Below are 24,925 nucleotides of genomic sequence, written 5' to 3' on the forward strand. Positions count from 1 at the left end.
GGTGTTCATGCTTTGGCGCATCCAAAAGCACCGCTCACTCAACCAGTTAGGCAAAGAAACCGCCACCGCGTTTCCAGATATTTTGGCTCAAATTCCGCAATCACAATACACCACGGTTGAACGCACATTCTGCCATATCATCGAAACTCGCTTTATCGAGCGCTTCTTGCAGTATTGGGGCTTCTTGAAAGCCTCCCCTGGGCGATATAGCCCAGAAGGAGAAACATCTTACAGTGTGGAACTGCAACACATGTTGGCACACACCTTCGTGTTTGAGGTTTAGCCGCGAATTACCGAGAACGCTTGGAAGAGCTCGTCGATGAGAGGTTCGCGGAGCTGCCAGGTAATGTTCATGGGTTGTGAGCCGTGATAGCGAACAAAATCAACAGGGCCGCAGGCGCGATAAGGGCTTTGCTTGTTCAGGCGCACGAAGAGCTGAAATTGCCAGCCGTTTTGTGCCTGTTCTATATAGCGCCTACCCGCCGGTGCATTTGGCCCCGTTGAGCTTTGCGATTGCCAATGAAAGAGCGATCGGCTAATGGCGTAATCGTCGTACGCCACGCCTTCATGAAGTGCGTCGGATTTGTCGAGCGTAACAAACAACAATTCGGTTTTTTGCTCATTCAAGCGCAGAACTCCCGCCTGAAATGGCGGTGCTGTGGCTTCTGTGTAATACCCAATAGCGGCGAGTATTTCCCGAATATGATAGGCACTGTGCAGCTTCAAAGGCGTATCGCTTAAACCGGGAAGTGCAGCATATACTTTGTTGGTGCGGGCATCTAAGTAATCAGCGAGCTCTACCAACTCATTACATATATCGGGTAGTGCAGCCAATCGCTCCATCACACTGGCAATGGTAAGTGCACCACTGCCACCAGCTACCTGATAGCAAAACATGAGCAAGCGTGTTTTATTTTCTGCAGTAACTTCTAGCGCACCAAGGCTCGCACCCACGGCTCTCAAAACATTGAGTTGCTCCACGTCGTCTACATGCAAAAGCGCGGCAAACCGGCGGCTAAAATAACGCTCTTCTTCAAGTTGGTGAGCGGTTACTTCTTCGTTAACAATATTCGCAGCGCGCTTCAGTGGGGTCCAGCCGGTTTTTTTAGTTCCGATAGCGCTGCGGTAAACATCATCAAGTTCAAGCTGCTGTTCACTCAAAAACTGGCTGAGCGAGTTCGCTCCGCCTCTGGCACGGTAATGAGCCAGCTCTTGTGCTAATCGATTCCAACTAAAATTCACCGCCTCTCGCAACGAGGCAAGAATTTGTTCACGGGCTTGGCTTTGTAGTTGAATGTGGCAGCCCATCGGCAACTTACCAAAGCCCTTCTCAACACCTTCCATAATGCCTTTGCGAGAGAGCCCCGTAATGGCGCTGTAAAGTACATCGAAGCGGAAATTGCCTGCGGAATTGCCCACAAAATCAATCACCAAACAGCTCTCTTTGCCTTCATGCAAGCGCAGCCCACGGCCAATTTGCTGTTGAAAAAGCGTGGCACTTTGAGTTGGGCGCAATAACAGCAAGGTATCAACGAAGGGCAAATCCACCCCTTCGTTATACAAATCAACGGTTACCAGCACGTTGATTTCTCTGCGCTCCAGCATGCGCGGCAACTCTTCACGCTCAGTAGCCGTTGCTGCACCAGTAATGCAGGCAGCTTTAATGCCTGCTTTATCAAACATTTCCACCATGAACTCGGCGTGAGCAATGGCTACACAAAACGCCAAAGCACGGCATTCCTCAATATTGCTCACCAGCCCTTGCCACGCATTCACGATGGCTTGTGCACGCACATGGTTGCCGGTTAATACGGCATCGAGCGCACTAATTTCCCCCGCTTGTCGCCACGGAACATCGCGGTAATCCGTATTGTCGGCACAGGCATAGTATTCAAAAGGCGCCAGCAATTGCTGATCGAGTGCATGCCAAAGACGTAACTGTGCGGCAGGCGAGCCATCAGGCCGCATATCGAAATGGGTGAAAATGCTTCTGTCATCAGAGCGCTCTGGGGTAGCGGTAAGCCCTAGCAAATAGCGCGGCTGAATCGCTTGTGCAAACTGAGTAAAACTATTAGCGGCAATATGGTGGCACTCGTCGATCACCACCACACGCCAGTAATCGGCACCATATCGCTCAATCAATTTCTGGCTCAAGGCACTTTGAATGGTAGTGAACACATGGGCATATTGGCTCGGTTGGTGCTGCCCGGAAAGAAGCTCACCAAAATTACCGTCGCGCAACACATGCCGATAAGTATTCAATGCTTGCTGGAGTATTTCCTTTCGGTGCGCCACGAACAACAACCGCGGTTGACCGCCTTCACGCTCACATAAACGTTTGTAATCAAAGGCTGCCATTACAGTTTTACCTGTGCCTGTAGCGGCCACCAACAGGTTCTTAAAACGGCCATGCTCGCGCTCATTCTCGAGCTGATCCAACAAAATACGCTGAAAAGGCTTCGGTTGAATATCAAAGAAAGTGGTAATGCCTTGCACCACTTCGTATTGCCCGCCTTTTTCCCGCACCAACGCATCTTTAAGGGCACGTTGATGCTCGGTGTTATTCGGATCGTAGGCTTGAAATTCTTCGTCTTGCCAAAGGGTTTCAAAATGGGCTTTGGCGCGGCTAAAAAGTGCTCTTTGGCCTTTTTCAGTAAACTTCACCGTCCATTCTAAACCGCCCATAAGCGCTGCACCGGAAAGGTTCGCACTGCCCACATAGGCCGAACCAAAGCCCGTTTCCCGTCCAAAAATCCAAGCCTTAGCATGCAGCCGAGTTCGCCGCCCATCGAGGGAAACTTTCACGTGGGTATTCGGCAGCGCGGCCAGTTGATCGAGCGCTTTTTGATCTGTAGCACCAATGTAGGTGGTGGTAATAATGCGAAGCTTGGTTTGCGATTGGCCTGCAGCGTTAAGCGCTGTAATGCGTTTCAACGTATCGATAATTTTGCGAACACCCGACACTGTAATAAAGCTCACCAGAATGTCCACGGAATCGCAGCTATTCAGTTCACTTTGCAGCTCATGCAAAAGTGCTGGGGAATCTTTGCCTGAAGTAAACAACCAAGGTTGTGCAAGGCCAATGGCGGGTAACTCTAACGATTGGTTCGGCGGCGAAATACTGCGTAGCACTTGGGGAGGATTTGCTATTGGATTTGCTTCACGCTCAACCTGCGCAAGCTGCCGCGCTTGCACTAACAATGCGTTGAGTAGCTCTACTTGCCGCTGTAATCGCTCTTGGCCATTGCCCCCCGTTTCTGCAACCTGCGTTAGAATATCGGAAATCTGCTCAGTAATAGCATGAGCCAAATGGCGCACACCGGTTTCTAAATTAAGGCTTTCAAGCTCCGCTCGATCGCCAAACTGCGCCAACGCCTCGTCTAACTCGGCCGTTCTCAGCAGTTCATACAAACCCTGTGGCAAATCCGACATGCAGCCTCCTTACTTGGAAACCTAAAGTGCCAGGAAAATTTGTGAAGGGCAAGTTTGAGGTGCGAATTTGTTGCGCGATTCAAAAAGCATGATTCAATGAATGGGAAAGCTTAGTGTTAACTCACTCACAGAAAGGAAATAAACCATGGTCGATACCGTTGCTAAATTTATGATCGTACTCGGGCCGATGTTTGTACTCATCGGCACTTTTGTATTCCTTTATATTCACCGCGACCAATGGCGAGCGGAAATGAAGGCTCTAAGCGAACCCGAAGGCGAACGTTTTACCATTATGTTTACGCACGAAGAGGCGACACCGCAAGCATTGAAAAATCGCGCCGCAGAGCTTGGCATTACGCCAGAGGAATTGATCAAGAAGTTCATAGAGAAGGCCCTAACAATTGATGCACGTGAAGCAAATAGTGGGTAGATCTTTGCCTAGAGTTCACTTTCATTTAAACGGACGGATACTTTCAACTAGACGGAATAGAACTTTCAATTAGACGAACCAAAAGTTACAATTAGCCGATGTTGAAATTTAACTAGGGTGATCGTTATGACGGACTACTATTCACGTTTTGCTGAACACGCCATCCAAGAGGCGCTTAATGAATCGCCAGTTATATTGATTCATGGTTCTCGCCAGAGCGGAAAAAAAACATTAGCGAGGCGGATTGGTGAGCCACTCGGGTATCACTATATTAGTTTTGACGATGCAAACCAGCTAAACGCGGCGCAGTCAGACCCCGTTGGCTTTGTTCGTGACCTACCCAATTTGTGTATTCTTGACGAAGTTCAACGCGTTCCACAGATTTTTACTGCGATAAAAGCCGTTGTTGACTCAAACCGGACAGCTGGGCGCTTTATTTTGACTGGGTCAGCCAATATTCTTCTATTGCCTACACTTTCTGATTCTCTTGCTGGGCGCATGGAAATTATTCACTTACGGCCCTTGGCACAAGCAGAAATCGCTCATCGTTCCGCAACGACATTTTTCGATGAGCTTTTTGAGGAAAAGCCGCGAGCCTCTTTCAATCAACATAGATTATGGCGCTTAGGTGCAGAATTAAGTCGTGTAGTGACCGCCGGTGGCTATCCACCCGCAATTCTCAGAAACAATTCGAAACGGCGAGCGGTTTGGTATCGAGATTATGTCAACACTATTGTTCAGCGTGACGTACAGGATATTGCAGCTATTCAGAACTTGAGTGAGCTACCGAGATTGCTGGAGGTAGCTGCCAGCCAATCCGCACGGCTTTTTAATGCCTCCGAGCTCGCGGCTCCTTTTGCGTTATCGCGACCAACGATAAATCATTATCTTGGGTTGTTAGAGCAACTGTTTATTATTGAGCAAGTGCAACCTTGGCATACTAATCGATTAAGTCGTGCTGTTAAAACGCCCAAGTTACACTTCCTCGACACAGGTCTTGCGTGTTCACTTCTGGGGGTAGATGCGGAGACACTCTATCAAGACCGAACTATTTGGGGGCAAATGCTCGAAACGTTTACGTTACAAGAACTTAAAAAACATGCTGATGCCTATAATGAGCCTTTGAAGTTTTACCATTTCCGAAACAAAGATAAGGTTGAAGTTGATATTGTTATTGAGCGTGGACGCTCGATCTACGGTTTTGAAGTGAAGTCGGCCAGTACTGTGCTCACAAGTGACTTTAAGGGCCTACGCAAATTGCAGCATTCTTGTCCTGAAAATTTTGCAATGGGTGTACTTTTTTATGATGGTGATGCAATTTTGCCCTTTGGAAATGGATTTTATGCCATTCCAATAAGCGTTTTGATGTGAAGAGGATACAGTGCTGCTTAACAAACCTGAACTCGATAACGCGTGCTTCGTCCACCGCCGGGTAGTTTCTCATAAAGTGAGCAGCTAGAACCGGAACATTCTGCGATCAATGTAACCGGTGCTCTCGTCGTGCTTCGATTTGTTTGGCGGGTAAGTCGTTCTTTAGAATAGGCCGCAGCGCGGCTTGAACTGCAGGAAGCATTTGAGCAAATTCAGCCAATAAAACTTGCTCCGTCACCTCGTCATTAAACACCAACGTAACCACCAGGCTCTGTGGAAACCGCTGATAATTTACCTCATGGGTGAGCCACACAAAGCCTTCGAGCTGCGGCTTCATAGCTTCACACACATCGGTTAAGCGCCGAATGATTTCAGTTTCCAGCTTTTTGTCAGATTTTCGCATGGTTATTCGATATAGTGAAAAGTAAAACCGCTAGATGCCCTAACAATAAGGAATATGTTGTGCCAATAGCAAGAATGCTACCCGCGCTTGGAAGCAAGTCTACACCATTATTGCCAAATCTTGCTCATACAAAAAAGTTACTTGGGCTAACGAGCGGCTTTGCTTTAATGCTTCAGGAGCTATCAGTGGCATTAGAAATTGATTTACCTATATCAAGAGCAACACTGTATAAACTTAACGACTCGGAGAATATACAAAGCGTCAGCTCGAAATCCCGCGATAAAGTTACTGAATTTTTCCAGCAAGCGATGTCGGCCTCTAACTCCCTCGAGTTGGGCCTTCCGAATGAAGATGAGTACACCGGTGGCGCAGCTGAAACTGGCTGGACTGGCATGGTTGCAGCATTCAAATGTAATCAAAACAGCTTGAGTGAATGGAGTTACCTTATTGATTTTATTGAGGCTAGAATCAATCTAGAACGAACCATTTTGAATAAAACTTCACTCGCAAATTTACCGAAGCATTGTATGTTTGACGACTATATTGCTCAACTAAAGAGTCAGACACTTATTACCGACCGAGCCTTACAGACGGCTCAGTCGGTTCTTCATAAACTACCGAATTCATACTCAGAAGAGGATCTCGCCCTATGGCACTGCAGCTCAAAAATGGATTTCTATTTTTCAGCCGCAGCCCTGCTTGAGCTAGGTTGGTTAAATAGGATTCGTCAGTTATCGCCAGCAATGGTTGACAGAAAACCATCTTGGTTCAAGCGCGGCATCATCAGTTCACTTATTCAACCGCTAGTGATTGAGAATTCAAGAGTTGAGCTCAAAGATTCATTTGAACTGTTCTTAAAATGGCTTGCAGACGACATTGGAACTTCGCCATTTAAGAGCCGGATAACATTATACGAACTTGCCTCATACATCCCCATAGAAAACAGCAACGAGACGATTAATGGCTATGATTTAGCAGAAAAGCAGCTCGACTTGCTTAAAGATTGGCGCAAAGGAAAGCTCCCTAGCTATAATAAATTTCGAGGCTTTATTAAGAACCTTCGCAGTGAGCGTCAAAGCAGCGTTGAAGTTGATTTTCTAACACATATCGGGGTGGCAGTTATGGCTATGGACCGACTCTTTTTGGAGATTTTCGAAGATTTACAGCCTTTTCAATCCATTCAATGTTTCGAGGCTTTTAATCGAAGTGTTGATCGCTATCCCTCATATTATGTACATTTTAAAGCCATTTACTCGGAATAAGAGGGAACATAAGTGGCGCCCTCTTGTTCCGAGATCTTGAGCTACAACCTGTACTTATGGGTTTGCCGGCTCGGTAATTTCACTGTTAATGACTCTTTTCCGTTTTTTTCACAAATCGCTTTTTTTAAGGCTTTCCTCTCATTGTCATTCCCATGCTGAATAAAAATAAATGGTGCAGTGCGCCTGCTTTCGCCTTTGAAACTCCAAAACAGCCAATTCAGGAGCCCTGTTTGATCCGCATGACCTGAGTAACCATTTAAGGTGGTTATTTGACAAGATATATCTCGAATTGGAATCTCAAGATTAGCGCTCTCTATTTGAATGCTCCCCCGAAGACGTCGTCGTTCACTCCGTTCGACACCCTGAAGATTTGAAAGCTGCCCGGCAACTGAGGCAGGCCCAGAAAACCCAGTAAGGCAGATGAGGTTCCTTTCACTGCGAACGACTTTCGGCAGCCAATGGGTTACTGCCCCACCATCACAGCTACCAGAACTTGCGATGACAATTTGCGAGCCGTTCTCTGGTATCTCTTCCCTTTGGTTACGCTCCGAGATGACTCGTACTCTCGACGCCCATGATTTTGCAATCTGATTTCCGAAAAGCCCCGCATATTCTGGGAACTTTGGCACTTCACCAAGAGTCATTCTCACGATATCAATCAGCCTGTCTACCTGATTTGGGTCGGTATCGTCGAGCTCAAACCAACGGAATATTTGTTTTCCTAACCATAAAGGACGTGCTTTTTTAAAGGATTTACCTGTTACTTCGGTACGCTCCAGTGCCTGTAATATGATGGGAGTAAGCTTGTTTGCTGTTGGTGAATCGAACACAAGCTCAATATTCGAGTACTTCTCGGGTTTTGAGTTAAGAATCCAATGCAAATCAAAGAGCAGATCTTGCGCTCTACCGAGAGAGAAAGAGGGTAACAAAGCCCCGCGGTCATTTGCTACAACTTGATCACACAATTTCTGAATCTGATTCCAACGAAACTCAACGGTTTGCTCCTCCGTAGAGCGAACTTTTCCTCCGTAAGTAGACTCGATAACAGCATAATCGAATTCATGTGGTTTCATGATGTGTCGTAGCAAAGGCAAGTGCTCTGAGTCTTCGTTGCAGACACCTAGGTCACCCGAGAAAACAATCTTTTTCTGCTTACCTGCCTTGAAGTCACCCCAGTACACACCAATTGCAACGGCACCGATAATATGGCTCGTTCGGTAAAAATTGATATAAAGATCATCATCAATCGGGTGAAGAGCGCCCCCTAACAATGATTTTCCTCGCGGCTCAAACCACTTTATTTTTGCTACATCACTTTCGTCATAAAAGGCACATAACTTCACAGCATCAGCAAGCATAACTCTGGCAATCGCTGCCGTTTCTGAGGTGCAGATTACCTTGCCTTGAAAGCCCTTTTTGTAAAGAAGCGGGATCAGACCGCAATGATCCACGTGAGCATGCGTTAGCAATACAAATTTAATCTCCCTTGGCTCAAATGGCCATTCAACTCCCTGATTCCAAACATCCGAATTGCCCTCGCCCTGTTGGATGCCGCAATCTACCAAGAAATTCCAATCCTTTTCTTTATCGTACATCCAAGTACAAGAACCGGTTACACGGCCTAAAGGACCCAAAAATTCAATATTCATTATTGTATTACCTCGTTTAGTTAATTCGAGGTCATTCTCTCCGTGCAAAAGACTCTGAAATAGGTGGGTTGGGAGTCTAAGTTCAAAGTTTATTACTTCAGTGCAGGCAAATACCTTTTCTGCGACACGATCCCGAAATCAAACCATGTATCTTTAAGGTCTACAGGGTTATTAGTCATAAAGTAATGTTATGTAGACCAGCGCCTTTCACAAGCCGAGGTGGGGGATTTAGTTTTGCCTACGATAAAGCATTTTTAACCTCAGCCTATCGCTTGCAAATTGAGCGAAAAGCGCAACAACAGAATAAACGTGAAGTAAATGAAATTAACCAGCAAAACCGATGTTACCAACGGAGTAAAATTGATCCACCGACAAGCGGTTAATAAAATAAATAGAGAAATAGAAACATTTACCGTCTCGTTTATTAGCGCTTAAGTCTCTTCATTCATCACCGCAACAACATCTATTTCGAATTTATTTTTAATTTCTTCGATTAGGTGTGTCGCGAGCTCCTCTAATTCATTGAGAATCTGGCTTTCTAATAGAGATTCTAATTCCTGACGCTTGCGTTTCGAAACTTCACCGCCATTTTGAATAATAATCGACAAAACCATATCAATTTTATTATTCGGCAAATCCGCATTTTCGTTGATAAATTTTTTCAAACAATCGAAAACGGTAAGTAAGCATACCTCTTTTAGTAGATCATCGGAGATGGCTGTATCCATCATCTCATATACAAACTTTACATGCTCGGTGTAGTCCGGAAAGCGATACATGTAATCAATATCATTATTGATTACGATTCTATTGGAATTGTCGAGTTCATAATCCAACATCGCCATTATTGGTACTGAAATGGTTTCAAGAACCTGGTCGTATTTTTGTTGGTTTTTTAAGATCGCAGCAGATATCGGAATAATAAACTTATGCTCTGGTTCTCGATGCTTCATGACGTCATGAATCAGATAGCGATGAATGCGACCATTTCCATCGTCAAATGGGTGAATATAAACTTCACCGAATGAGATCAAAGTTGCGTGGAATAATGGGGGAACTGAGCCATCGATCATCAAGTTTTCGTGTAGCTTGAATAGTCCATTCATCATACTTGCTACGTGTTCTTGTTTCGCACCAACATAATGAACATCTTCATCTCGATTCCCAAACCGTTGAATCGTTGTACCGACATAAATTTCCGATTCACGGTAATCTATCGCTTTAAACTTCTCATCCACAATTTGATTCTGAACGTTGATGAGCGAATGCTTGTTCAACTCATATAAGCCAACATTTTTTATCGCATTCAGGAATCTTTGCATTCGCTGTCGATTTGGCTTTTCTCTTTCGATTTCTGTGGATGACTTTGTTTCTTTTGTATAAAGGTAATTAACTGATCGCCCAATCACATCAACTGATAGCTGCTCTCCGATGCGCTGCATTTTTGCAAATGCAGTTTTATAAACGTCAGCCTTATCAAGCTCACTTATCTCAGTTGTTTTTCGGATCGTCGGACAAAAGTCAGGTGTACCTAGCGCGTTGTTAATAACCCGTGTTCTTTTATCTTTCTGCCCATTTCCCAGGGTGTAGTAGAACTCGTCCTCAAATAACTTTATATAATTCGACGACTTTAAGTCCGGGATGTCAAGTTTCTGTCCAGTTAGCCATTCGTACAGAAACCAGAGCACTCGATTATATTGACTTGTCGGTTTATCTAAAATAAACGCCGTAAATTCAGTCACATTAATTTTTTTATAAATTGCCGCAAAGAAATGTAATCTAATGCCTTGGTTCTTTATTGCCGCATGCATTTGCGAATAGGGGTTATCATCGTATTTTAGATGGCCAGGAATCACCTTTCGCTTGCTCCCACCATACTGGATCAACTGTTCTTTTTCGGCATTTGGGTCCTGATAAACCTCCACCCCGAGCTTTGGTAGACGTAGATCGTAATGCAGATTAAGGTAAGCATATCCAACTGGTTTCATAGCAGTCCTTTACTTCTCGCCAAAAAGGTCTTATCTTTAGCCAACGTTTATGTATACATATATGATAGCTGATTTACCAAAAAAATCATTACATTTTAGATATTCTGATTACAAATCACCAACCACACTTATAAATAAGGTATTGCACTTAAAAAGTAGACTTTTAACTTACGAATCAACATTTCCTTGTTGAACTGCGATTTTTAGTTACATCAGTTGTCCACTTCCCCATTAATGACACAGCTCTAAACTAGCGTCCCAATCACATCAGCAACCTTCTGATGCGCCTCCCGTCGTTCTGTAATCCCCTAGAAAGCTGCTACGCAACGGAAAAATCAGGAAGTTCCAGAAACAACAAAGCCCTCTATTTAAAAGGGCTTTGGAAGCATCAGGAAAATATCAGACAGCGTAGAGAAAATTATTCAATATTTTGGATCTGAATGGATGATGTAGATATTATCGTCTTATAAAACAAACACTTGCTGGTTTAAAGTCTGGTTTTTTCGCATTTAGGATCCATTTTTGGATCCAGTTGGCACGCCGTAGCTTATAATTTTTGTCGCAAAAGACTCAAAGCTTCGATTGGAAATTCATGTTCAGGTTCAATGAATTTCCAAAAGTTAAGTTGCCCCATCAACCTTTCGACAAAAAATACGTCTCTAATCCTTTTCTTATTTACGTGACTTAGTAACCCGTACTTACCAATAAAATGAATTTGTTTTCGTAGTTCTCGTTTTAGCTTTCTCGAAACCTTTAGTTGTCCATCGACAACTTTTATCCCGGTGATATGGCAACCATTAACTGGACCTAAATATGTTTTCCGCGAATTTAACTGAAAACCAAAATAACGTAAAATTCGTTCTACCAGTCTCAAAAGTTTTTTAGGAATATAATTACCCGAGAAACACATGTCATCGGCATACCGTGAATATGATAATTCGTACTTCACCGCTATTTTGTTCAAAGCTCTGTCAGCTTTTCTAAACAAAATATTACTTAACACAGGACTTGTGGGCGCACCTTGAACAAGTGATACAGTATCAGTCGTTAAGTTTGCTAGATAAAAAGCAACGTTTGGCGCATAACCAAGCTGATTAAAATAATTAGCTACCCAAGATTTCTTAAATGTTGGGAAAAAATCTTTAATGTCTAATTTTAATATATGAAGTGAATGGCAGTGACACTCTACGTGACTTTTTATAGATTTCCCATTAGCAAATCCATGCGCTTTACTGTGAATAAATTCTTTGTCTAGTATTGCTTCTTTAAGCCAATATTGGGCGTGCATTAGCGAACTGTAGGGGACTTTAATCACCCTTACCCCTCCGCGTCGCTTTGGTATTTCGAACTCTCTATAAAACCAATCCGAGCCATTCACCATGACTCTCATCTCGTCATGTTCAATATCAAGTATATTAGATAAATGTTCGAGCTCGAATATAACCGGTAAGTTTTTACTTGAGAGGTTGCTCGCATAAGCTGACAAGGTCTTTTCTAATTCAGGTTCTAATCCCCTGCTTTTTATATAGCCTTCCCATTCTTTTGGCGATTTTAATTTCATAATTTATCACGCTTGTAATTGTGGCTCTCGATCCTACATCGAAACTTTTGCTCCCGCGGAAAGATTATCAGTCTTTCCGTGCTCGCGCGGAAAGACTGATAATCTTTCCAGCGAGTCACCGCGCAGCGGTGCGAGCACTCCTTAAAAATGGAACATTTTTAAGGAGTCGTCTTTTACCGAGGCTAAAACTGACCTTAAGCCCAGAGCGACTGCACTCTTTTACAGGTAACTAGGCTCGAGAGCCACGTTTCCAACCATAGCAAACTAACTCTTTTGCGACAATCTCAATCGGTTCACATTGGGAGTATAGAACTCTTCATCTCGCACATGAGCTACTTGCCTTTTTTGTGCTTTCTCAACCTGTAAAAGCTGCTCCTTGCCTTTAGAGGTTATTCGAATAAAATCCTCGCGATTAAGGATATATCCCTCCTCTTCGAGCAACAGAAGAGTTTGAGTAAACACTTTAAACTCAAGGTTAGCTCGACCATAAAGCGTACTCGCCGCTAAACCTGCATAGCTCTCAATGAGTAATTTTAATATTTTTTTTGCTACATCTTTTTTCATAAACCTAACCGATAAATCGACTCAGCACGAAAGGCCGAGGATTTCCATTTTTATAAAGACCCCACCACAGTATAGGCAACACATTGTTAGGAACGTTACCTCTCTCCCTACCATAAACTGCTTCGGAATCGCCCCATCCCAAGACACTTAACTGCTCGTTACCGTATTCAGTTGCAAACTGCGAACACATACCATCAAGCACTTTATATTCCATAGCACTAGGCCCAAAAGAATCTGCTATTGCTTTTCTAATGGAGTGGAGCGATTCAACATTTATTCCCGCCGCTTTGACCTTTGCTAAGCCTTCTTCAGTTGAAAGAATGACTTTGACTTTTACATCGACATCGGTAATTTTAGCCTGCGCGAACCGTGTCATAATCTCTTTATGCCGACCAATAATCGAAGTTCCTGTTCCAATAAACTCATCGATCCAAAGACACTTTTTAATACCTGATTTCTTGATTGCGTCCTTTAATGAGTTAAGTGAATTGATCGGCTTAATTCGTTGCTGTAGGCAACTTCGTCCAAGACCTATCTTAATGGCATATATCAATTCATTAGAGCTGTCGGGATCGCTGTCAATTGAAGTGGCGACAACAATAATGTCTTGCGAGTATCTGTTAACCATTGCCTCAGCTTCCCTCACAAGCTCTCCAATAGCCGAGTTATATGCTTGTTGAGACATGAATTTTCCACTTCTTAGGAAATGAAACACTAAGTCTCTCTCTGTGTTTGACGAACACTCTTCGAATATCAAATATGAAAGCTGATCTTGAAATTCACTCATCCATGGATTAGCAAGCAGAAATTCCTGCATCTGTTTGTGATATTTCTGCATAATCAGGTAAAACTCCTTAACTCGGCTTGAATTTATTTGATTCAGATTAAGCGTAACTAAAGCTGCCCACCAACCCCTTTAAACTTCTCAACAAACGCCGAGATCTTCTGAAACACCGTTTGCTTCTTGGTCCGGTATTCTGGGTTCAAAGGGCTTAACTTCGGTAGTGTTGAGTTGAGTTCGGTGCCGTTTTCGCTGGCGTATTCTCGGCGTAATGAGGCGGCGATATAGCGCTTGGCCGCGTCTTCATTTAGGTTTTCTGAACGAATGAGCTCTTCGGCTTCGCGCTGCTGCTCGGCTTGAGCGAACTTGAAGAACTCATCGATAATGCCTGCTTTATCTGGCATTTCATCTAAGTCGGTTTGGTTGATGAAGTCGACAATTAAGCTTTCTTTGGCGCGGTTGCCAAGGCTGGCTCGAATCAGACGGCGAACTTCTTCAATCAAATCACCTTTGCTTTTGTTTTTCTTGTTCTGCTCGAATATCAGCTCAAGAATGTAGTCGAGGTTAATTTCCTGCGATTTTAGCAAGTCGATTTCAAACTCGATATCGTCCCAGTCAATTGTTGACTGTGCTTGGTTCTCGGCTGATTTCTCGCGGCGTATCCAGTCGCGAATATCGTTATAGGTCGAGCGATAATCTTGCACCTTGCGCTCAGGCGGTATGCGAATCGTTTGTAACGTCGCGATATCGTCGTCGCTTAAGTGATGCTCAATCTTGAACGCTTCAACAGCTTCCGCATCGCTCGTATCAATGGTCTGCAACGCTTTTAAGCTGGCAAATTCATCGTAGTTTTGCAGGATGTTTTCAACACGCAAATACTCGCCAAATAATTTGGCGAAGTCTTTCTTGTCTTTCTCGAGCTCAATTTCATCAGGGTTAGGAAAACGTTGCTCGAGTTCGGAAACCACTTCCATAAAGCCACGTCGCGCTTGCCCAGTGACGAGGTCTGTGAAGCCTTCCATGTACTCTTTATAGCTCTTCTCGAGCACTACATTCTTCGTATTCTTATCACCAAACAAAGTGATGGCATCAATCGTCGCTTTCTCCAAATCACGGAAGGTCACGATATTGCCGAAAGTCTTCGTAGCATCGTAAATACGATTGGTGCGCGAATAGGCTTGAATAAGTCCGTGGTAACGCAGGTTCTTATCCACAAACAAGGTATTCAGTGTCGGTGCATCAAAACCGGTGAGGAACATACCCACCACAATCAGCAAATCAATTTCTTGGCTTTTCACGCGCTTGGCAAGATCACGGTAGTAGTTTTGGAAGCCGTTGCTATCCACGCCATAGTTGGATTGAAACATGGCGTTGTAATCAGCAATCGCTGCGCTTAGAAACTCCTTACCGCTGCTATTCATGGCGGAGACTTCAAAGCTTTCATCGGGTATCTCACCGATGGAATCTTGCTCTTCATTCGCGGCGAACGAGAAAATGGTCGCCACACGCAAAGGTCGCTCGGCATCTTGTTGCAGTTGTTTAAACGCCTCGTAGTAGGCTTTTGCAGCATCAACGCTGCTGACCGCGAACATGGCATTAAAACCTCGCCCGCCCGCCTTCATGCGGTGCGTTTTTTGGCGAAAGTGCGTCAGTATGTATTGGGTGATTTCCCGAATACGTTCCGGGTGAAGTAACGCTTGTTTGTTCTCTGCGGCACTGAGTTTTTTCTCGTCCTGCTCGGTCTCAATTTGACGGAACTGGGGTCGTACGTCGTTGTAGTCCACTTTGAACTTAAGCACTTTTTCGTCGCGAATGGCATCAGTGATCACGTACGAATGCAGTTCCCGACCAAACACGCTAGCGGTCGTCTCAGCGCCTAATGCATTCTGTGGAAATATCGGCGTTCCGGTAAAACCAAACTGATAATAGCGCTTAAATTTCTTCTGTAAGTTCTTCTGCGCTTCACCAAACTGACTGCGGTGGCATTCGTCAAAAATAAACACCACCTGCTGACGATAAACCGGCAAGTCACGCTCTGTTTTCATCAGGTTATTTAGTTTCTGAATGGTGGTCACAATGATTTTGTTGTCATCCAAACTCAAATTACGCTTAAGCCCTGCGGTGCTATCCGAGCCATTGACGCTATCCGGCGAGAAACGCTGATATTCCTTCATGGTCTGGTAATCGAGATCTTTACGGTCCACCACGAAGAATACTTTGTCGATAAAATCGAGTTCGGTCGCTAAGCGTGCTGCTTTAAAGCTGGTTAATGTTTTCCCCGAGCCTGTGGTGTGCCAGATATAGCCGCCAGCATCGGTTGAACTCCATTGCTTGGCCTGAAACGCGCTTTTTATTTTCCACAAGATTCGCTCTGTGGCGGCAATTTGATAAGGCCGCATCACCAGCAGGGTGTCGCTTACATCAAACACCGAGAAGTGCAGTAATACTTTGAGCAACGTCTCTTTTTGAAAGAAGGTCGCAGTGAAGTCTTTAAGATCTTTAATCAAGCCGTTGTCAGATTTCGCCCAGTTCATGGTGAAATCAAAGGTGTTCTTGTTACGCTTGACGGTGTTGGCAAAGTAGCGCGTGTCGGTCCCGTTTGAAATCACAAATAGCTGCAGATACTTAAACAATGAGCTTTCGGCATTGAAACTCTCTTTGCTGTAGCGGTGCACTTGGTTAAAGGCTTCACGAATGGCCACACCGCGCTTTTTCAGTTCAATTTGAACGAGTGGCAGGCCGTTCACCAAAATGGTGACGTCGTAACGATTCGCATGCGAACCCGTTTGTTCAAACTGCTTGATCACCTGCACTTTGTTGCGCGCGATGTTCTTTTTATCGACCAAGTAAATGTTTTGAATACGGCCATCATCAAAAACGAAATCTTCAATGTAGTCGTCGTGAATTTTGCGCGTTTTATCGGTGATGCTGTCGCTGGGCCTATCAAGGTAGATCTCAACAAAGCGCGCCCACTCGCCGTCCGAGAATTCAACGTTATTTAAGGTTTGTAACTGCACGCGCACGTTGGCAAGCATCGCCATTGGGTTATTCAGCCCGGGAACATACTCATAGCCCTGATTCACTAAATCTTGAATCAGCTCACGCTCTAAATCACTCTCGCTTTGATAGCTTTCAGCAACTTCATATTGCTTGGTGTACTTATCTAAAACGATAAAGTGTTTTGACTCGGCTATGGGTTTGTAGGTGGTCATTCCTTTGTATCCTTTTTCTGCAACAGCCTTTTAATCACGTGCGGTTGAGTGGTTGTTTCCAAAATGGAAATAACTGCTTTCAGTGCACGGGTTCCAAAATGGAACTAGTCGCTTTTATCATCTGCTTTCAACAGAATAAAATGCTCAACCAAACGAATCATTAGTTCTTTCTGGTCGGGCAAGCTTTCGGCAACTAATAATGCCAGCGCAACCAACGTATTGTCGTTTATTAGTTGTTCGACAGGTTTTGCCAATAAGTGCTGGTTTACTCGTAAATACCATAAAAATAAAAATGACCCGGTGCGCTTATTACCGTCGGCAAGCGGGTGGTTCTTAATCACAAAGTAGAGCAAGTGTGCAGCGCGGCTGGCAACATTCGGATAAAACAGTTCGTCGGCGAAGCCTTGCTCAATAGTAGCCAGTGCGGACGCCAAGCCGTCACCACGTACTTGGCCAAACAGCTCGGTCGCTTCACCTTTTTCAATCAGCATCTTTTTAAGTTCGGCAATCGCAACAAGTACATCGTCTAGCTTCAGCGCCAGCATGTCATTTTGCTTGTTCGTTAATGAGGTTAGGCTTTGTTCGTCATAACCCTGTAACAGGCTCCAACTGCGCGCATAGTCATTAATGACAGCAAGTACAGCCGCGCCTTCATCACTCACTAATTGTTGGTTAGCCAGTGTACGAGAAAGCAAAGCAATCGCTTGCTCGAACTCAACACCTCGCTCTTGTAGTCGCCGCTGGTTAAGCGTGTAGCCTTCAATCAGGTGGTTCTTTAACGTGCGTGTGGCCCATTGGCGGAATTGCGTTGCGCGCGCTGAGTTCACACGATAACCCACGGAAATAATGGCATCGAGATTGTAGAGCTTGCGCTTCCGTTTAACTTCTCGTGCACCTTCCATTTGAACTTGTAAGGAATCCTTACAAGTTGCCGATTCTTGCAGCTCGCCATCGGAAAATACATTTTTCAGGTGCATGGTGATGTTTTGCGGTTTAACTTCGAACAGCTCAGCTATTTGAGCCTGTGTTAACCATACTGTTTCATCATCAAGCTCAACTTTCAGCTCAAGCTTGCCATTATCGGTTTGGTATATCTCAATATTGCTGGTCATTGGAAACTCCTTTTCCGTGTCATTGTTAAACTTTGAACTACCGAGAAATCCTCGGTAATCACCATTAAAAACTCGTACCCAACCAACATTCCACAATTACCTATCGCTTCGGGAAGAGCACCTGAACAGACTACATCCCCAAGCATTTTTATCATATCAAGCCGCCTGCTCATCTGGCTTTGGAAAGCTTAATAGCAGATCACGGTAATACTCGTACTGCTTTTGCCGCAGCTCGATTTCGCGAGGGAGGCCTTTAACAAGTTCATCGAACTTATCGAGGATACGAACGATTCGTTCTTGGTCAGCTATAGGTGGTATAGGTATTTTAACCTTTTTGAGAGAATCCACAGTTAAGGAAACATTTGCGCCACCTCTCATCAAAGGGACTAACAGTACATCTTTTTTATCAAAGAGATAATATCTTAGAAATTTAGCTGATAAAACTTGACTGTCATTGGGGATGATTGCACACAAAATATTGCCAAGAGCAAATTTACCTTCTTGAAAATATATCCGGTCTATACTTGCTACCCCATGACCTCTTGATGATATTAATGGCACACATACAGCAGCACAATCAAATTGATATTCAGAAGACGACTGTCTTTCTTGAGTTGTGGCAACAAGTGGATATTTACCTGGCGTTGCTTTTTTAATTGGTGTTAAACCTTTTTTGATATCACAGCACTCTCCAATTTTTAAATGTTGAGTCGCTTCTGTAAATTGCAACAGTTCAAACTGATAGTGGCTATACTGCTGCTTGCGTGCGCTAAGCTCGGCGGTAAGCTCGGCGGTAAGGGAGGTAAACGCGTCCAAAATTCGGACGATTTCCGCTTGGATTTGTAGCGACTTTTCTGGGTTTTCAGGGCATGGGATTGGAACCTGAAAATTATCAGTATCTGGTGTGGCGATTTGTGGCATCTGCATCTTACTACCGATGCCTTGAAAATAGCTCTGGTTCATTTTTAGGTAATGATACAGATACTTAATATTTATACTTTTTTCATTTGAATGATACGACCACATTTCGTTCTTGTGTGAGAATGGTTGGTCATAATACTCAAACTCTATATTTCCACGCGACTTAACAATGATAGAGGGTTTGGTGTTTATGTCCTTCTCCGGTATATCGTCGTAATCGACAAACGCAACAGTTTTTCCCCCAGCAAATATTTTTACCGGCGCACCATCTTTATGCAGTACCTTCATCTGTCCCGCTGTGATTTTAGTCCCTTTTGTGCGCACCAATACCGATTTCAACGGCAACCATATGATGTCATCCCTATGAAGCAACTTCGCCATAAAACCAGAAATATCCATACTTATACTCCCGCTCCCTCAATTTCCGCCACAATCGCATCAATATCCGCACGCAATTGGTCAATTTTGGCAACGGTCGTTTTCAGCTCTGCGTTAAGCTCCGTAATGTCGACAACTTCGCGATTGTCTTTGGCTTCGACATAGCTGCTGACAGAAAGGTTGTACTCACTTCCAGAAACCTTCTCAAATGGTACCGACTTGGCAAAGTGCTCAACATCCTCTTTGCTCTCGAACACTTTCATGATCTGCTCGATGTGCTCATCGGTCAGAATGTTGTTGTTGGTTTCCTTCTTGAACAGGTTACTCGCGTCAATAAACTGTGTACTGGTGTCTTGCTTATGCTTGGAGAGCACCAAAATGTTGACGGCAATCGTGGTACCAAAGAACAAGTTTGGCGCTAACGAAATCACGGTTTCAACGTAGTTGTTGTCTACCAGGTACTTACGAATTTTCTGCTCGGCACCACCGCGATAGAAAATACCGGGGAAACAAACAATGGCTGCACGGCCTTTGCTCGAAAGATAACTGAGTGCGTGCAACACAAAGGCAAAGTCAGCTTTTGATTTGGGGGCTAGTACGCCTGCTGGGGCAAAACGCTCGTCGTTAATGAGTGTGGGGTCATCGCTGCCAATCCACTTCACCGAGTAGGGTGGGTTAGAAACGATGGCATCAAACGGCTTGTCATCCAAAAAATGTGGATTCGTAAGCGTGTTCCCTAACTGGATATTGAACTTGTCGTAGTTGATGTTGTGCAGGAACATGTTCATACGGGCAAGGTTGTACGTGGTGTGATTAATCTCCTGCCCGAAGTAACCGTCTTCAATACGATGCACGTCGATGTGCTTTCTCGCCTGCATCAGCAAAGAACCCGAACCCGCTGCCGGGTCATAGATTTTATTGATACTGGTTTGCCCATGAATCGCCAGTAACGCAATCAGCTTCGATACATGTTGTGGCGTGAAGAACTCGCCACCTGATTTCCCGGCATTCGCTGCATAGTTTGAAATAAGAAACTCGTAAGCGTCTCCGAATAAATCAATTTGGTTGTCTTCGAAGTTGCCGAAGTCTAACCCGGCTACGCCCTTTAATACGGCCGCTAAACGTAGGTTTTTGTCTTTTACGGTATTACCCAAGCGGTTGCTGGTGGTGTCGAAATCAGCGAACAAGCCTTTAATGTCATCTTCGGATGCATAGCCGTTGGCTGAATTTTCAATTTCACCAAAGATGCGGGCCAGGTCGGTGTTCAAGCTCTCGTTGTTGTTCGCGTTCTTAGCAACGTTCACGAACAATTGGCTTGGGTAAATAAAATAGCCTTTGGTTTTAATGGCATCGTCTTTGATGTCGTCGGTAATTACCGAGTCATCAAGCGATGCATAGTTGATGCTTTCGTCACCGGCTTCGATGTAGCTGGCGAAGTTTTCGCTGATAAAGCGATAGAACAAGGTACCGAGTACATACTGCTTAAAATCCCAGCCGTCTACTGAGCCACGAACGTCGTTGGCAATCTGCCAAATTTGGCGCTGAAGCGCGGCGCGCTGTTGGGTACTTGTCATTTTTATATCCCTGCCTTAATCCATTTTGAGCTTGTTATTAATATGCTTTAAAAGATACCACAATCTGTGCGCGTGGAACCTTTAAGCTAAGTTTTAATTGTCCATAAAATCTTAATTTTGAAAATATAGAAAAGTTATCACTTTGTTAAGGCAGAACAAAGTCGGTTCACGTCTATCGTTTTGCCTCATAGGTCCAAATAAATAGTGGCAGACTACCCATACCACCCCTCCCAAGTCTCGGGAAGGCACAAGCTTATTGCGCTGTAGCTGGGTAGGGTCGGTTTTAAGTTAAAAAGCACCCTCCCCATCGGAAGAGTGCTTTCTTATTGCCTTGGGGTAAGGTGGGAGTGGTGGGATAGGTTATCTCGTTCCTCTTACTGAGTTCATAAACCGTTTCATTGCATGGTAGGCTTTGCTGTCGCCGTCCTGGTCAATGATACGATCCTCTCTGGTGCCGTTAGGCGTTTTAATCCGCAGCCACACTCGATCGGCCTTTGTGATGGCTTCGATGGTGTCCAAGTTCGTTCTGAACCCTTTTGATGAAACCTTGCCATATTGACTATCAAAGTCGGTTACGACATCGGCGGGCTCTAAATCGATCACCTGACCGTCGATGTTTAGCTGGGCGTCCAGAATGGCGACATAGTCCATGTAGCTGGTTACTATAAAAAAGGCGTTGTCGCCGTGGCTTTCGTTCCATTGTGCGCCGAGCCCCAGGCACCCAGCACTGCCGCATGAGGCTCCGTGTGGTTGAATCTCCACGATCTTTGCCTGGTCAAATCCGCTGGTTCGCACGTCGGGCTGTGTGCCGGTTGTTGTTGCACATGCGGTTAGAAGAGTGGCTAGAGTCATTGTTATCATTGTTTTTCTCATGAGCGTTCTCCGTATTAACTTTCTTTTACTCTTTGTTCTCTTGTTCGTTGTCATCGCCGACAATTTCAAATGCGATTGGCATGGTGAATTTCTCCCGCTGGCTTGGGTCACAGCCTTGCACCCAGTCCGATTCATCAAAGTCGTCTCGCATATCGCGTTCACGATCGGCTGCAAACCTTGCCTCGACCTCCTCACGGGTTTGGCCCGTCAGTCTTAAGTATTTTTCGATGTACTCTTCTGACATTTGTAAAACGTGCCACATGTTCGTTCTCCTTATTTTGAGCATGCGTTAACGAACACCGAAACCTAGGAGTATTGCTATCGTTTGGAGGGCTCAGAAGAAACGCGTTACCTAAAACGATGCAGCGTTCCAAGTATTGGTGTTCCAGCTACATCATTATCAATAACGCGCACTAGTCAACTAGTCGAAGAGGTCATGTGGTTCAGCACCGATAAGCCTTGCGAATCGCTCGCGCATATCATCAACGCTACCAAGTTCAAAATACCGACCACCTCGATCTGACCGACCATAAACTTGCTCTGCGATCTCTTTGAACAACTTGCCCACCGAGCTGCTGGCACTGCCATAACTCACGTCATGATTATGGCTCTCACACCAGTGCATAAAGTCGTTGATGGCATCGGTAGACAATATTCTTGCTCGGCCTGCAAAAGGTGTCTCACTGCTTAGGTTCTGATACGCATATTGGTATATCAATGGCATGGCTTGCAGCTTTTGCTCCATTAGTGCCGATGTGGTCGGCGCTTTGTATGGGTTGAACTCGCTAATATCGAGCTTTAACAAGTAATCCATCAGAAACGACGTTCCGCCATTTTCTAACCACTGGTGTAGCTTACTGAAATAGCGCTGATCTTGTGCGTATTCAGCCGAAGGCTCTAACACGAAGTAACGCCGTTCTTTTAGGCCAGCTTTCAATACAAAGTCACGGTTACTGGCAAATATCAACCGCGCATAGTTGGGTATCGCTATGGGTTCGAGTCCTTTGCGTTCCAACTGCACAATCGGCTCGCTAATGAGCGCCTTGAGTTTATCGGCTACTTGGCTCGATGAAAGGTCTACTTCGTCAGCAAATATCAGTAGCTTGTTTGCTATCACGCTATTGAACTGTCCAGTAATGTGATGATGCCCGTTTATATGTGCTCCCTGAGCGCCTACCATTGCCAACAGCGGCTTCACCATGGTTCCTTTCCCGGTACCCTCCACCGAGCGTAACAAAATCGCTGTAGTTGGTTTCTCGTCCGGCTTTTGCAGAAGGTGTGCCATAAACTGAATGAGATAGTGGTAGGCACGTTCATCGCCCGCGCATATCACGTGCTTCAAATGATTTAAGTACGGCTCGCAGCTACCCGGTAACGGCACCACATGCGAGGCGGTATAGGTATTAAATACGCTGGCAGGGCATTTCTCGGGCTTAGGGTAAAAGCCAATGCCATCGGGCTTGAATGATTTACCCGGCCACATTAACCACGCTTTTCCGGCACTCTTACCCGCAATCTGCGGCAAGTGGCGAACGTAATTGATGAATTCCTCCATCGACAAGAAGACGAAGTTTGCGCCGTGCACTGGGCACGGCTTTACCGTCACTATCTTGTTCTTGTTACCAAACAATACATGGGTGAATGTTTTGTTCAGATTTTCCAGTTGCGTAAGCTCTGCCGAACTTAGTTCTTTGCCGTCAGAGAGCACGCGATGATCAAGCTGCTGCACGATCTTTCTCCTCTAACTGGCGCAAAAATTTTAACTTCCGGCGCAGTTCTTGATGAATGCGGTGTAACGTCTCTTGGTGGAACATTACGGAGCATTCCATTAGCGACATGCGAATGCGCTTGGGCCAGTCTCCGGTAGCTTGAATCGGGTGGTTGAACTGATGTGCCACTACGCCCGGTTGTGACGCAATTGCACACAAAAACCAGCCAAACTTGCTCGGAACTATGGTTATTGCGAGCCAATCCGGACTTCCGTCCGGCTGGCTTAGTAGAAATGAATGGGGTCGACCATTGGCGATTAAGGTCAATCGGTTAACGCTGTTCACGAGCCAAGTCCTCCAACGTTAAACCCGCCTCATCAAGTTTCTTGCGAATCATGTTGAGGATATCGAGCACATCGTTGTGCGTGATCGGAAACTCGCCATCAGCTCCGGCATTAAACAGCAACTTCACAACGAGGTTGGCTTCGTGAATGTGAAACTCCACTGACTCGTAGTTGTTATTCATCGTTGAAACCCTCCAAACCTGGGTTCCGCTGATTAATGAACAGCAATAAGTCAGAAAGCAGCCAAGCCACGCTATTGTTGCCAAGAATACGACGCTTCGGGTGTATACCCTCGCGCTCTAGCTGTGTGGTTCGGCTGCGAGAAAGAGTCGTGATCCGCTTGCGCTCCTGTTCGCGCACAAGGCGCTCGGTTTCGCCATATGCCTCAAGCAGCGCTTGGCGGACACGATCAGGTGTAGGTAGTTTCGTCATAGCTCAAGTCTCCGTTAGATAGTGAGTGATAACGGATACCGATGTTATGACTGATCTTCTTGGAGTTTTAGGCAAAAAAGTATCGGCACTTTTTTGTAGTCGACGAACCAAACTACAATGAACTTAGCTCGCGGTAGCCCCTCTGTGAAAAAATTCTTTTCATAAACTTATGTTGAGTCCGTCTAAAATTATCTGGATCCATATCTGGATTATTCTTAAAAATTATTTCAGCTAGTTTTTCGTTAGACAGGTTTATAGAGAATGCTCTAGCAACAATAATCGAGTCTACTTGTTCAAAAACTCGGTAGTTACGCATTTTCTGTCGTTTATCATCTCGCCAAGATGAACCTATGAGGCTATAGGTAAGATCATGAGACTTTACCTGGTCTATAATTCTTTCCATATCTCTCAGGATGAGGGATTTTGGTTGAAGGAAGTCAACCGTTACGAATATCTCGTGAAGCCTGTAAGCAGGACCTTTCATAAACATCAAATATTCTTTTTCCGCTGATTCAATACCAGCCTCCTTACTATGAGCATAGAAGTTATCTTTCATTACTTTACCTAATGCGTTAACCCAATCTATTGTCTCCAACATGGATGGTACTTTGACAGATTTCCGTGATGTGACTGGTAACGATGGTTCAACATGATCGCGATCGCAGTATACATATGGTAAGTGGGCTTGGTGTAAATCCTCACCAAATGTGTGACCCATGATGTTTCCTTTAACGAATCTTTCTGCCCAGAACCTTTCAAAGTGTGCCGCTGTTTCTTCAAGTAAGTCAGGTTTCTTACAATCGAAGTAGTCTTGCGCATAAAGCCAAACTCTTAGCTTAATTTCACTCAATAGCTTTTCGATTGGAAGTTCATATAGGACTCCATAACTCTCAAAATCTAATCTGGTTAAAATGCTTTTATCCACGCAA

The 24,925-nt window shown here is 44.8% G+C and carries 21 protein-coding genes; 4 read left to right on the forward strand and 17 right to left on the reverse strand.

The features are described from left to right. Positions 1-7 precede the first annotated feature (7 nt). Positions 8-283 carry a hypothetical protein gene (locus tag CWE08_RS12310; RefSeq protein ID WP_241973857.1) on the forward strand — a complete coding sequence of 92 codons (276 nt, stop codon included), beginning with the start codon at positions 8-10 and terminating at the stop codon, positions 281-283. Here CWE08_RS12310 and CWE08_RS07340 read toward each other — a convergent pair. After that, complete coding sequence (locus tag CWE08_RS07340) at positions 280-3,432, reverse strand: DEAD/DEAH box helicase (RefSeq protein WP_126767167.1); 3,153 nt, start codon at positions 3,430-3,432, stop codon at positions 280-282. The genes CWE08_RS12310 and CWE08_RS07340 overlap by 4 nt on opposite strands. Before the next feature lie 145 nt (positions 3,433-3,577). Here CWE08_RS07340 and CWE08_RS07345 point away from each other — a divergent pair, with 145 nt between their 5' ends. Both CWE08_RS07345 and CWE08_RS07350 read left to right on the forward strand, forming a co-directional pair. Continuing rightward, positions 3,578-3,862 carry a hypothetical protein gene (locus tag CWE08_RS07345; protein WP_126767169.1) on the forward strand — a complete coding sequence of 95 codons (285 nt, stop codon included), beginning with the start codon at positions 3,578-3,580 and terminating at the stop codon, positions 3,860-3,862. 126 nt (positions 3,863-3,988) lie between these two features. Further along, complete coding sequence (locus CWE08_RS07350) at positions 3,989-5,233, forward strand: ATP-binding protein (RefSeq protein WP_126767170.1); 1,245 nt, start codon at positions 3,989-3,991, stop codon at positions 5,231-5,233. 106 nt (positions 5,234-5,339) lie between these two features. On the opposite strand, the gene CWE08_RS07355 is transcribed toward CWE08_RS07350, so the two are convergent. Continuing rightward, positions 5,340-5,636: a hypothetical protein gene (locus tag CWE08_RS07355; protein WP_126767171.1), complete on the reverse strand. Its 297-nt coding sequence runs from the start codon at positions 5,634-5,636 to the stop codon at positions 5,340-5,342. A 59-nt stretch (positions 5,637-5,695) separates the two neighbouring features. Between CWE08_RS07355 and CWE08_RS07360 the strand changes: the two genes are divergently transcribed. Beyond that, positions 5,696-6,898, forward strand: a complete 1,203-nt coding sequence (locus CWE08_RS07360; RefSeq protein WP_126767172.1) for a hypothetical protein — start codon at positions 5,696-5,698, stop codon at positions 6,896-6,898. A gap of 41 nt (positions 6,899-6,939) precedes the next feature. Here CWE08_RS07360 and CWE08_RS07365 read toward each other — a convergent pair whose 3' ends face one another. From CWE08_RS07365 to CWE08_RS07440, 15 genes are all read right to left on the reverse strand, one after another. Next, positions 6,940-8,547: an MBL fold metallo-hydrolase gene (locus tag CWE08_RS07365; protein ID WP_126767174.1), complete on the reverse strand. Its 1,608-nt coding sequence runs from the start codon at positions 8,545-8,547 to the stop codon at positions 6,940-6,942. Between the two features lie 431 nt (positions 8,548-8,978). Next, a complete protein-coding gene (locus CWE08_RS07375; protein WP_126767177.1) occupies positions 8,979-10,535 on the reverse strand; it encodes a Fic family protein in 1,557 nt (518 codons plus the stop codon). Positions 10,536-11,082: 547 nt separating this feature from the next. After that, positions 11,083-12,096 (reverse strand): reverse transcriptase family protein, encoded by a 1,014-nt coding sequence (locus CWE08_RS07380; protein ID WP_126767178.1) that lies wholly within the window; start codon positions 12,094-12,096, stop codon positions 11,083-11,085. Between the two features lie 264 nt (positions 12,097-12,360). Further along, complete coding sequence (locus CWE08_RS07385) at positions 12,361-12,660, reverse strand: winged helix-turn-helix domain-containing protein (RefSeq protein ID WP_126767179.1); 300 nt, start codon at positions 12,658-12,660, stop codon at positions 12,361-12,363. 4 nt (positions 12,661-12,664) lie between these two features. Continuing rightward, complete coding sequence (locus tag CWE08_RS07390) at positions 12,665-13,498, reverse strand: phosphoribosyltransferase-like protein (protein WP_126767180.1); 834 nt, start codon at positions 13,496-13,498, stop codon at positions 12,665-12,667. A gap of 56 nt (positions 13,499-13,554) precedes the next feature. Further along, entirely contained in the window at positions 13,555-16,653 is a 3,099-nt protein-coding gene (locus CWE08_RS07395) for a type I restriction endonuclease subunit R (protein ID WP_126767181.1), read from the reverse strand. A 104-nt stretch (positions 16,654-16,757) separates the two neighbouring features. Further along, complete coding sequence (locus CWE08_RS07400) at positions 16,758-17,765, reverse strand: virulence RhuM family protein/type II toxin-antitoxin system death-on-curing family toxin (RefSeq protein WP_126767183.1); 1,008 nt, start codon at positions 17,763-17,765, stop codon at positions 16,758-16,760. Between the two features lie 156 nt (positions 17,766-17,921). Then, positions 17,922-19,085, reverse strand: a complete 1,164-nt coding sequence (locus CWE08_RS07405; protein ID WP_198677103.1) for a restriction endonuclease subunit S — start codon at positions 19,083-19,085, stop codon at positions 17,922-17,924. Between the two features lie 2 nt (positions 19,086-19,087). Continuing rightward, positions 19,088-20,638 carry a type I restriction-modification system subunit M gene (locus tag CWE08_RS07410; RefSeq protein ID WP_126767185.1) on the reverse strand — a complete coding sequence of 517 codons (1,551 nt, stop codon included), beginning with the start codon at positions 20,636-20,638 and terminating at the stop codon, positions 19,088-19,090. Positions 20,639-20,998: 360 nt separating this feature from the next. Next, on the reverse strand, positions 20,999-21,511 hold the full coding sequence (locus CWE08_RS07415) for a hypothetical protein (protein WP_126767186.1): 513 nt from the start codon (positions 21,509-21,511) through the stop codon (positions 20,999-21,001). A 25-nt stretch (positions 21,512-21,536) separates the two neighbouring features. Continuing rightward, on the reverse strand, positions 21,537-21,773 hold the full coding sequence (locus CWE08_RS07420) for a hypothetical protein (protein ID WP_126767187.1): 237 nt from the start codon (positions 21,771-21,773) through the stop codon (positions 21,537-21,539). Positions 21,774-21,932: 159 nt separating this feature from the next. Further along, positions 21,933-23,240, reverse strand: coding sequence for a DUF5906 domain-containing protein (locus CWE08_RS07425; RefSeq protein WP_126767189.1), 1,308 nt, complete (start codon positions 23,238-23,240; stop codon positions 21,933-21,935). 311 nt (positions 23,241-23,551) lie between these two features. Then, the gene (locus CWE08_RS07430) at positions 23,552-23,746 is read right to left on the reverse strand and encodes a hypothetical protein (RefSeq protein WP_126767190.1); all 195 of its coding nucleotides are present in this window, start codon (positions 23,744-23,746) and stop codon (positions 23,552-23,554) included. After that, positions 23,739-23,996 (reverse strand): AlpA family phage regulatory protein, encoded by a 258-nt coding sequence (locus tag CWE08_RS07435; protein WP_126767191.1) that lies wholly within the window; start codon positions 23,994-23,996, stop codon positions 23,739-23,741. Before CWE08_RS07435 ends, CWE08_RS07430 begins: the two co-directional genes overlap by 8 nt. 112 nt (positions 23,997-24,108) lie before the next feature. Then, on the reverse strand, positions 24,109-24,921 hold the full coding sequence (locus CWE08_RS07440; RefSeq protein ID WP_126767193.1) for a DUF6387 family protein: 813 nt from the start codon (positions 24,919-24,921) through the stop codon (positions 24,109-24,111). Positions 24,922-24,925 lie beyond the last annotated feature (4 nt).

The organism is Aliidiomarina iranensis (assembly GCF_003987135.1).
In the GTDB taxonomy this organism is placed as follows: Bacteria; Pseudomonadota; Gammaproteobacteria; order Enterobacterales; family Alteromonadaceae; genus Aliidiomarina; species Aliidiomarina iranensis.